General features: G+C 75.6%; 7 protein-coding genes. 4 read left to right on the top strand and 3 right to left on the bottom strand.

Annotation, left to right across the window (positions count from 1 at the left end):
- Positions 1-369 precede the first annotated feature (369 nt).
- Positions 370-2,529, top strand: a complete 2,160-nt coding sequence (locus tag ACFYYR_RS31195; RefSeq protein ID WP_388861121.1) for a primosomal protein N' — start codon at positions 370-372, stop codon at positions 2,527-2,529.
- A 386-nt stretch (positions 2,530-2,915) separates the two neighbouring features.
- Here the strand turns inward: ACFYYR_RS31195 and ACFYYR_RS31190 are convergent, their stop codons facing one another.
- Entirely contained in the window at positions 2,916-3,482 is a 567-nt protein-coding gene (locus tag ACFYYR_RS31190) for a hypothetical protein (protein ID WP_388861118.1), read from the bottom strand.
- A gap of 252 nt (positions 3,483-3,734) precedes the next feature.
- Here ACFYYR_RS31190 and fmt point away from each other — a divergent pair, with 252 nt between their 5' ends.
- Together fmt and ACFYYR_RS31180 are read left to right on the top strand one after the other, a co-directional pair.
- On the top strand, positions 3,735-4,667 hold the full coding sequence (fmt, locus tag ACFYYR_RS31185; protein WP_388861114.1) for a methionyl-tRNA formyltransferase: 933 nt from the start codon (positions 3,735-3,737) through the stop codon (positions 4,665-4,667).
- 220 nt (positions 4,668-4,887) lie between these two features.
- Positions 4,888-6,321, top strand: a complete 1,434-nt coding sequence (locus tag ACFYYR_RS31180; RefSeq protein WP_388861111.1) for an RsmB/NOP family class I SAM-dependent RNA methyltransferase — start codon at positions 4,888-4,890, stop codon at positions 6,319-6,321.
- A gap of 59 nt (positions 6,322-6,380) precedes the next feature.
- Here the strand turns inward: ACFYYR_RS31180 and ACFYYR_RS31175 are convergent, their stop codons facing one another.
- Entirely contained in the window at positions 6,381-6,956 is a 576-nt protein-coding gene (locus ACFYYR_RS31175) for a TetR/AcrR family transcriptional regulator (RefSeq protein ID WP_388861108.1), read from the bottom strand.
- A 144-nt stretch (positions 6,957-7,100) separates the two neighbouring features.
- On the opposite strand from ACFYYR_RS31175, the gene ACFYYR_RS31170 reads away from it, so the two are divergent.
- Positions 7,101-7,685 carry a dihydrofolate reductase family protein gene (locus ACFYYR_RS31170; RefSeq protein WP_388861105.1) on the top strand — a complete coding sequence of 195 codons (585 nt, stop codon included), beginning with the start codon at positions 7,101-7,103 and terminating at the stop codon, positions 7,683-7,685.
- Positions 7,686-7,742: 57 nt separating this feature from the next.
- Here ACFYYR_RS31170 and ACFYYR_RS31165 read toward each other — a convergent pair whose 3' ends face one another.
- The gene (locus ACFYYR_RS31165) at positions 7,743-9,881 is read right to left on the bottom strand and encodes an MMPL family transporter (RefSeq protein ID WP_388861102.1); all 2,139 of its coding nucleotides are present in this window, start codon (positions 9,879-9,881) and stop codon (positions 7,743-7,745) included.
- Positions 9,882-9,889 lie beyond the last annotated feature (8 nt).

Here is a 9,889-nt window from a genome sequence, read left to right as displayed (position 1 = left end):
ACCTGGGAGCGCACCGACCGCGTCGACGCGCTGCGCGCCGCCGCCGGTCTGTAACCCGGTTCCGCTTCGCCGTGGGGCGCGGGGCCCGGGGGGGGGGGGCGCGGCGGGGGGGGCCGGGGGGGGGGGCCCCCCCGGCGGGGGGGGGGGGCGGGGGGGGGGCGGGCCCTCCGGGGGGGGCCCCCCGCCGGGGCGGGCCGCGGGCGGGCCCCGGCGGGTCGCGCCCGGGGGCCCGGGGCGCGGGCCCCCCCCCGCCCCGGCGCCCCCCCCCACGGCCGTGTCGTACGGGCCCGGGCCCCGCCGTGCCCGGGCGTGAGCCGGCGCATCCACAGGGTGGCCCCCGTGTCCGAGGGGTCTGGTAGGACTGGGGCTGTGAGCAGCGACAACGGGCAGCCGGAGCAGGAGCCGGCCGACAGCCCCCCGGCGGAGGGCGTGCAGGGGGGCGAGCAGCTCGCGCTCATCCGCGAGACCGTCCGCCGGACCCCGGTGCCCCGGGCCAAGCCGCGCACCTGGCGCGGCGCCGCGCTCGCCGAGGAGTACCCGGTCGCCCGGGTCCTGGTCGACAAGGGGCTGATCCATCTCGACCAGTTCTTCGACTACGCGGTCCCGGCGAAGATGGACGCCGAGGCACGGCCCGGCGCCCGGGTCCGGGTCCGCTTCGGGGCCCGGGTGGTGAAAGGCCGCCGGGAGGGCGGTGAGCTGCACGACGGCTTCATCGTGGAGCGGCTGGCGGAGAGCGACTACCGCGGGCCGCTCGCGCCGATCGCCCAGGTGCTCTCACCCGAGCCGGTGCTCGGCCCCGGTCTGCTGGCGCTCTGCCGGGCCGTGGCCGACCGGTACGCGGGTGCCCTCGCCGACGTCGTTCAACTGGCCGTGCCGCCGCGCCGGGTGCGCCCCGAGGCAGAACCCGCCACCGAGCCGCTGCCGCCGCCCGGTGTGCCCGACCCGGGGAGCTGGGCGCGGTACCCCAGTGGCCCCGGCTACCTCCAGGCCCTGGCGCGCGGCGACGCCCCGCGCGCCGTCTGGACGGCCCTGCCCGGACCGCACTGGCCGGACGAGCTGGCCCGGGCCGCGGCGGCCGCGCTGGCCTCGGGCCGGGGGGCCCTGGTCGTCGTCCCGGACGGCCGGGCCGCCGCCCGGGTGGACGCGGCTCTCACCGCCCTGGCCGGCCCCGGCCGGCATGTCCTGCTGACCGCGGACAGCGGGCCCGAGGAGCGCTACCGCCGCTGGCTCGCGGTGAGCCGGGGGCAGGTGCGGGGCGTCATCGGCACCCGTGCCGCGATGTTCGCGCCCGTCCGGGACCTCGGCCTGGTGGCGATCTGGGACGACGGGGACTCCAGCCACAGCGAGCAGCACGCGCCCCAGCCGCACGCGCGGGAGGTCCTGCTGCTGCGCGCGGCGCACGAGAAGGCGGCCTTCCTGCTCGGCGGGCAGAGCTGCACCGTGGAGGCGGCGCAGCTCGTCGAGACCGGCTGGGCGCTGCCGCTGACCGCGGACCGGGAGCAGGTCCGGGCGGCGGCGCCGCTGATCCGTACGGTCGGCGACGCCGAGCAGGCGCGCGACGAGGCGGCGCGCGCCGCCCGGCTGCCCACCCTCGCCTGGCAGACGGTGCGCGAGGGGCTGCGGACCGGGCCGGTGCTGGTCCAGGTGCCGCGGCGGGGCTATGCGCCCCGGCTGGCCTGTGAGCGCTGCCGGGCCCCTGCCCGATGCGGGCACTGCGCGGGGCCGCTGGAGGCGCACGACCGGGACGCCCTGCAGTGCGGCTGGTGCGGGCGGGCGGCGGAGCGGTGGCACTGCGCCGAGTGCGGGGGAGCGCGGCTGCGGGCGCAGATCGTGGGCGCCCGGCGCACGGCCGAGGAGCTGGGGCGGGCCTTTCCGGCCGTTCCCGTGCGGACCTCCGGCCGCGACCACGTGCTGGACACGGTGCCCGACCGGCCCGCGCTGGTCATCAGCACGCCGGGGGCCGAACCGGTGGCCGAGGCCGGCTACGCCGCCGCGCTGCTGCTGGACGGCTGGGCGATGCTCGGCCGTCCCGACCTGCGGGCCGGTGAGGAGGCCCTGCGCCGCTGGCTCGCTGCCGCGGCCCTGGTCCGGGGGCAGGAAGCGGGGGGCACCGTGGTCGTCGTCGCCGAACCGACACTGCGGCCCGTCCAGGCGCTGGTCCGCTGGGATCCGGCGGGGCACGCGGTGCGGGAGCTGGCCGAGCGTGCCGAGCTGGGCTTCCCGCCGGTCTCCCGGATGGCGGCGGTGTCCGGCCGGCCCGAGGACGTCCAGGGACTGCTGCACATCGCGGAACTCCCCGAGGGGACCGAGGTGTTGGGGCCGGTCCCGCTGCCCGTCGGTGAGCCGGGCCGCCCCCGCCGGCCGGGCGACCCGCCTCCGGGGGAGCAGTGGGAGCGGGTGCTGCTCCGCGTCCGCCCGGGCACTGGTGCGGCGTTGGCGTCGGCCGTGAAGACCGCTCAGGCGGCTCGCGCGGTGCGGCGGGAAGGTGAGCCGGTGCGGATCCGCATCGACCCGCCGGATCTGGGCTGACCGGCCGCGGCGGACCGGTGCCGCTGTTCCGGCGTCGAACCGGTCCGGCACCCCGGCCGGTCCTCCTGTGCCCGGCTCCGGCTCCGCGCTGGGGGAGTGCGGAACTCCGGCCGGTCGGCGCCACGGCAGGCCCTGTCCTTGCGCCGCTTGCCGGTTGGCGCGCTCCGGCCACCGGGGCGCCGTTCCGGAGGCGCGAACGGGGCGGGAGGTGCGGACTGCGGGGCCGTTCGGTGCGCCGGGCCACGGGGCGGACAGCGGCCGGGCGGCCTGGGCTCCGCATCATGTGGCGGCGCCCCTCGTGGTCCGCGAGGAGCGCCGCCACACGACGCGGCGGCCGGGACGGCCGGATGCCGGCGCAGCCAGGGCATGCCGCGCGACGCCGCAGGTCAGCCGTGCCGCGGGCCGGGGAAGGCGCTCGGCCGGGTCTCCTCCCGGACGGACGAGGGCGTCGCCTGGCCGGGGACCGAGCGGGCCGCCGGTACGGAGGGGTGCGACTCCCCGTGGTGCAGGCCGGAGGCCGGGGTGACGGACACCGGCGACGCCTCCGTGGTCCGCACCCCCTCCGGGGGGCGTGCCGACTCGCTGCCGGTGCCGCTCTGCGCCGCCGTGCGGCGCGAACCGTAACGGCGGTGCACCGCCTGCTTCGTCACGCCGAGCGCCGAGCCCACCGCGTCCCACGAGAAGCCGAGCGACCGGTCGAAGTCCACCGCGGCCGTCACCAGCGTCTCGACACTGTCCCGCAGCTCCTGGGCGAGTCGCACGGTGGGGGCGGGGGCCCTGCCGTACACCACGAAGCCGGCGGACGGTCCCGAACGCCGTGGCCGGTAGACATTGCCCAACTGGGCCGTCAGGGTGCGCAGTGCGTCCACCTGCCGGCGGACCCGCTCGATGTCCCGCACCAGCAGGTGCAGGCTGGCCCGGGCTTGGGCGTCGTGCGTTGCGTGGTCGGCCATGAACAAGCCTCTCGAACCGGCGTTGAAAGTGACGGGCCGTAGAAGCGGCCCCATTTCGGTCAAGCTCTCTTGACCAACGCCGGACCTGCCCCCGGGGTCACGCTTGCCGGGGCGCACGCCAGGCGGCCAAGGGGGCGCACGATGGTGCGTACGCCCCCTCCCGGTCCGGCCCATAGACTGGTGCGCTCCGCACCGGCACCGTTCGGTCCCGTCGTTTCCGCGCCCGTTCCTGCCTGAGAGGCTGCAGCACCGATGAAACTCGTGTTCGCCGGCACCCCCGAGGTCGCCGTACCCGCCCTGGACGCCCTGATCGCGTCGGACCGGCACGAGGTCGCGGCCGTCGTCACCCGGCCGGACGCGCCCGCCGGGCGCGGACGGCGGCTGGTGGCCAGCCCGGTCGCCCAGCGGGCCGAGGAGGCGGGCATCGAGGTGCTCAAGCCGGAGAAGCCGCGCGACCCCGCCTTTCTGGCCCGGCTCCGGGAGATCGCCCCCGACTGCTGCCCGGTCGTCGCCTACGGCGCGCTGCTGCCGCTCGCCGCGCTCGAGATCCCCGCGCACGGCTGGGTCAACCTGCACTTCTCCCTGCTGCCCGCCTGGCGCGGTGCCGCGCCCGTCCAGCACGCGCTGCTGGCGGGGGACGAGATGACCGGCGCCACCACCTTCCTCATCGAGGAGGGCCTGGACTCGGGGCCGGTGTACGGCGTGCTCACCGAACACGTCCGGCCCACCGACACCAGCGGTGACCTGCTGACCCGGCTCGCCTTCGCGGGCTCGGGGCTGCTCGCCGCCACGATGGACGGGATCGAGGACGGCACCCTGAAGGCCGTCCCGCAGCCGGCCGAGGGCGTGACCTATGCCCCGAAGATCAACGTCGAGGACGCGGAGCTCGACTGGTCGGCGCCCGCCCTCCGGGTCGACCGGGTCGTCCGGGGCTGCGCGCCGGCCCCCGGGGCGTGGACCCGGTTCCGCGGTGAGCGGCTGAAGGTCATGTCGGTGGCGCTGCTGCCCGACCGCACCGAGCTGGCGCCCGGTGCGCTCGCGGGCAGCAAGAACGCGGTGTACGCGGGCACCGGCTCGCACGCCGTCGAACTGCAGTGGGTCCAGCCGCAGGGCAAGAAGCCGATGCGGGCGGCCGATTGGGCGCGCGGCGTGCGGATCGCCGCGGACGAGCGTCTGGGCGGCTGAGTCCCGCCGTCCGGAGAGGCTCCGGTCGGTGGTCCCGCCGGCGACCGGCCGCCGCGGCGGGGCTGCCGCCCGCGGTGGGGCCGGACCGGTGAGCGCGGCCCGGCAGGAGCCGGACGGAGCCCGCCCGCCGCCCGCTCCCGCCGGGGGCCCGGCCGGGCACCCGGGGCGGCGACGTAGGCTGGTCCCCTCGGCCCGATATCTCCCCCGGAGCACTTTGCCTGTGAACGCCCCGTCACGTCGCCGTCCCGGCAAGCCCTACCGCCGTCCCCAGAAGGACCCCGTGCGCCTCCTCGCGTTCGAGGCACTGCGTGCCGTGGACGAGCGGGACGCCTACGCCAACCTGGTCCTCCCGCCGCTGCTGCGGAAGGCCCGGGAGGACGGCGGCTTCGACGGCCGGGACGCCGCGCTGGCGACCGAGCTGGTCTACGGGACGCTGCGCCGTCAGGGCACCTACGACGCGGTCATCGCAGCCTGCGTGGACCGGCCGCTGCGCGAGGTGGACCCGCCGGTGCTCGACGTGCTCAGCCTCGGGGCGCACCAGCTGCTGGGGACCCGGATCCCCACGCACGCGGCGGTGTCGTCGAGTGTGGAACTGGCCCGGGTCGTGCTCGGCGACGGGCGGGCGAAGTTCGTGAACGCCGTGCTCCGCCGGATCGCCGCCGACGACCTCGACGGCTGGCTGGACCGGGTCGCCCCGCCGTACGACGACGACCCCGAGGACCACCTCGGCATCGTCCACTCCCACCCCCGCTGGATCGTCTCCGCGCTCTGGGACGCGCTCGGCGGTGGCCGGGCCGGGATCGAGGACCTGCTGGAGGCCGACAACGAGCGCCCCGAGGTGACGCTGGTGGCCCGGCCCGGACGCTCCACGACCGAGGAGCTCGTGGCCGCCGTCGGGGAGGACTCCGCGCTGCCCGGGCGCTGGTCCCCGTACGCGGTGCGGCTGGCCGAGGGCGGGGAGCCGGGCGCCCTCGACGCGGTCCGCGACGGGCGGGCCGGAGTGCAGGACGAGGGCAGCCAGCTGGTCGCCGCGGCGCTGGCGCTGGCGCCCCTGGACGGATCCGACGCCCGCTGGCTCGACGGCTGCGCGGGCCCCGGCGGCAAGGCCGCGCTGCTCGGCGCGCTGGCCGCACAGCGGGGCGCCACGCTGCTGGCCGCCGAGAAGCAGCCGCACCGGGCCCGGCTGGTCGAGCGGGCGCTGGCGGGCAACCCGGGGCCGTACCAGGTGATCGCCGCGGATGGCACCCGCCCGCCGTGGCGGGCGGGGACCTTCGACCGGGTGCTGGTGGACGTGCCGTGCACCGGTCTGGGCGCGCTGCGCCGCAGGCCGGAGGCCCGCTGGCGCCGCCGTCCCGAGGACCTCGACGGCTTCGCGCCGCTCCAGCGCGGGCTGCTGCGCGAGGCGCTGGCCGCCGTACGGGTCGGCGGCGTGGTCGGGTACGCCACCTGCTCCCCGCACCTGGCGGAGACCCGCGCCGTGGTCGACGACGTCCTCAAGGGCCGCGGGGGCACCGCGGTGTCCGCGGAGTGGATCGACGCCCGGCCGCTGATGCCCGGGGTGCCCGCCCTGGGCGACGGTCCGGACGTCCAGCTCTGGCCGCATCTGCACGGCACGGACGCGATGTATCTGGCGCTGCTCCGCCGTACGGCCTGATCCGTCGTCATTCCTCGGCCGCCGCCCCGCCTCTGTCGTGGTGTCGGGCGGCGGCGTGCTCACCGTGCCGGAAGGATCCCCGTGACCACGGTCTCCACCATCCGCTCCAGGGCGATGTCGGAGAGCATCCCGGGCAGGGTGAGGTGCTCCAGCAGCACGCCGGTCATGGCCAGATAGAGCACCAGGAAGGTGTCGGCGTCGCCGGGCAGTCCGGCGTCCAGGTGGAAGGCCAGGCTCTCGTCGTAGCCCGCCCGGATGGTGCGGGTCAGCTGTTCCCGGAGGGCCGGCCGGCGGGTGGCCTCCAGGCGCAGTTCCAGCATGGCCAGATAGCCGGTGCGGTCGTCGGTCATCCGTTGCACCAGCCACCGCATCAGCTCGGTCACCAGCTCGCGTGACGGCGCCGGGCGCATCGCCGTCTCGACCGCCGTCGGCTCCGGTGTCATCCGGACGTGGATCCGGGCGCCCGCCTGGGTGAACAGGTCGTCCCGGCTGGCGAAGTAGTTGGATGCCGTGCCGACCGGGACACCGGCCCGGGCGTCGACGGCGCGGAAGGTGAGCCCGCGTGCGCCCTCGTCCGCCAGCACGTCGATCGCCGCGTCGATGAGTGCCGTCCTGCGCTCCGGGTTCCTGACCATGCGTATCTCTCCTCGATCTGCCGTGCGGGAAAAGGGGTTGCTCAACCACTACACATGAAGCACTATAGGTGAAGTGGTTGGTTCGCGGGTCTCCGTGCCACGACCCGCCGCCGCGTCCTCATGCGTCCACGGAAGAAGGCCTCTTTGCGCAAGCTCACCTATTTCGTCGCCTGTTCGATCGACGGCTTCATCGGCGACCCGGGCGGCGACGCCACCTCGATGTTCCGGTTCGTGAACGAGGAGTTCCTGGAGTACCTGAAGGCCGAGTACCCGGAGACCATCTCGGTCGAGGGCCGCCGGGCGCTGGGCCTCCACGATCTGGAGAACCGCGCGTTCGACACGGTCGTCCAGGGGCGCGCCAGCTACCGGATCGCGCTGGACGCCGGCATCACCAGCCCGTACGGCCAGATGCGTGAATACGTGGCGTCCCGGACCCTGAAGGCGTCCCCCGACCCGAACGTGGAGCTCATCTCCGACGATCTGGTCGGCCGCATCCGTGAACTCAAGGCCGAGGGCGCCGGGCTGGGCATCTGGCTCTGCGGGGGCTCGCAGCTCGCGGGCGAACTGCTCGACGAGATCGACGAGCTGGTGATCAAGACCTACCCGCTGGTCTACGGTTCGGGGATGCCCATGTTCGGCGCGGACTTCGGCGCCAGGGAGTTCGCGCTGGAGTCGGTCCGGACCTTCGACAACGGCGTGCTGGTCAGGACGTACAGCAAGGTGCGGTGACCGGGCACCGGGCCCGGCCGGGCGGGCCGGACCGCCCGCAGCGGCGGCCCGTCGCGCTCACGGCACCGGCTGCGCGGGCGGGCTCCCGGCCCGCGGCGGGCCGTCCTCCCGGGCGAGCCGGTGCGGCCACCACATGCGGGGCCCGATGTCCAGGAACAGCGCGGTGACCAGCACCGACCGCACGATGAAGGTGTCCAGCAGGACGCCGACGGCGACGGCGAAGCCGATCTCGGAGAAGCCGGTCAGCGGCAGCGTGCCGAGCGCCGCGAACGTACCGGCGAGGACCAGACCGGCCGAGGTGATCACGGCGCCGGTCGCGGCCAGGGCGGTGAGGGTGCCCCGGCGGGTGCCCTGCCGGAACGACTCCTCGCGCACCCGGGTGGACAGGAAGATGTTGTAGTCGATGCCCAGCGCGACCAGGAACACGAAGACGAAGAGCGGGAACGCCGTGTCCTCGCCCGCGTAGTCGAAGACATGGCGGAAGGCGAGGGCGCTGATGCCGAGCGCGGTGGCGTAGGAGAGCACCACGGTGGCGATCAGGACCAGCGGTGCCACCAGGGCTCTCAGCAGCATCGTCAGGATGATCAGGACCACGAGCAGCACCAGCGGGATCACCACGATGTTGTCGCGGGTCGAGGCCGTGTCGGCGTCCAGCAGGGCGGCCGTGCCGCCGCCGACCTTGGCGTCGGCGCCGGGCACGGCGTGGACCGCGTCCCGGACCCGTTCGACGGTGTCCTTCGCCGCCCCGCTGTCGGCCGGATCCGTCATGGTCGCCTCGAACAGCACCCGGCCCTCGTGCTCGGGCGCGGAGCCCGGAGGGACACCGAGCGACTGCGGCACCACCCCGGGCGTCCCCGCGACCACCCGTCCGACCTCCCGGGCGGCCCCCTGGTCGGCCACGATCAGCAGCGGATCGCCGCTGCCCGCCGGGAAGTACCGCTCGGACACCTGCTGGCCGGTGATGGACTCCTTCGTCTCGGTGAACGCGTCGGCATTGCTGATGCCCGCGGCGCGCAGCCCCAGCATGCCGAAGGAGAGCGCGGCCAGAATGACGGCGGTGGTCACCCAGACGGCCCGCGGCCGGCGGGCGATCCGCCCGCCGATCCGGGCCCAGAAGCCCTGCTCGGTGGGTTCGGCCGAGCCGAAGTGCGGGACCACCGGCCAGAAGATCCACCGGCCCAGGATCACCAGCAGCGCCGGGAACAGCGTCACCATCGCCAGCACCGCGACGAGCACCCCGATGGCGCAGACCGGGCCCAGCCCGCTGGTCGAGTTCATCTCGGCGACGAGCAGTACGAGCATGCCCATGCCGACGGTGGCGCCGCTGGCCAGCACGGCCGGCCCGGCGCGGTGCAGCGCCAGCGCCATCGCCTCGTGGCGGTCCTCGTGCCGGCGCAGCTCCTCCCGGTAGCGGGCGACCAGCAGCAGGGCGTAGTCGGTACCCGCACCGAAGACCAGCACCGTCAGGATGCCCGCGCTCTGCCCGTTCACCGTCAGCCCGGCGTACTCGGCGAGCAGATAGATGATGGCCTGGGCGGTCAGCAGGGCACCGACCACCGACAGCACCGGCACCAGCAGCAGCGTGGGGCTGCGGTAGGTGATCAGCAGCGCCACGATGACCACGCCGAGGGCCGCCACCAGCAGCGTCGAGTCGATGCCCTCGAACGTCTTCGCGAAGTCGGCGGAGGTGCCGGCCGGGCCGGTGATGTACACCTTGAGCCCGTCACCCGAACCGGTCTCGTCCCGGATGGTGTCGACCGCCGCGGACAGCTCGTCCCAGCCCCGCTCGTCCACCGTGACGGGGATCAGGATCAGTGCCGCACGGGGATCCTGCGCGCTGTTGTAGAACGGGCCGCGGGTCTCCGCCCCACGGATTCCGTGCTCGCGGAGCGGTTTGATCTGCTCGGCGTCGTCGGCGATGGTGTGCCGGTCCTGGGCGGTGAGGCCGCCCGGCCGCTCGTAGATCACGACCGCCGGCACCGTCTCCGGCCGGAATTCTCTGGAGATCTGCAGGACCTGGGTGGACTCCGCGCTCCCGGGGAGCCAGGAGGTGGCGTCGTTGTCCTGCGCGCCGCCGAGCTTCTGCGCCAGCGGCGCCAGCGCGAAGATCACCAGGACCCAGACCAGCAGGACCAGCCACTTCGTCCGCCGTCCGCAGACCAGCCAGGCCACACCCCGACGCCGTCCGTCCGACATCAGACCCC

This window comes from Streptomyces sp. NPDC001922 (genome assembly GCF_042891165.1).
Lineage (GTDB): Bacteria > Actinomycetota > Actinomycetes > Streptomycetales > Streptomycetaceae > Streptomyces.
Note: the sequence above shows the minus strand (reverse complement) of the source record. Positions and strands in the feature narration are given on the sequence as shown.

What these genes read in the sequence shown, in the direction of transcription:
- ACFYYR_RS31190 (WP_388861118.1), bottom strand. Translation starts at nt 3,482, where the DNA reads ATGGCCGACCACGCAACGCACGACGCCCAAGCCCGGGCCAGCCTGCAC.
- fmt (WP_388861114.1), top strand. Translation starts at nt 3,735, where the DNA reads ATGAAACTCGTGTTCGCCGGCACCCCCGAGGTCGCCGTACCCGCCCTG.
- ACFYYR_RS31175 (WP_388861108.1), bottom strand. Translation starts at nt 6,956, where the DNA reads ATGGTCAGGAACCCGGAGCGCAGGACGGCACTCATCGACGCGGCGATC.
- ACFYYR_RS31165 (WP_388861102.1), bottom strand. Translation starts at nt 9,881, where the DNA reads ATGTCGGACGGACGGCGTCGGGGTGTGGCCTGGCTGGTCTGCGGACGG.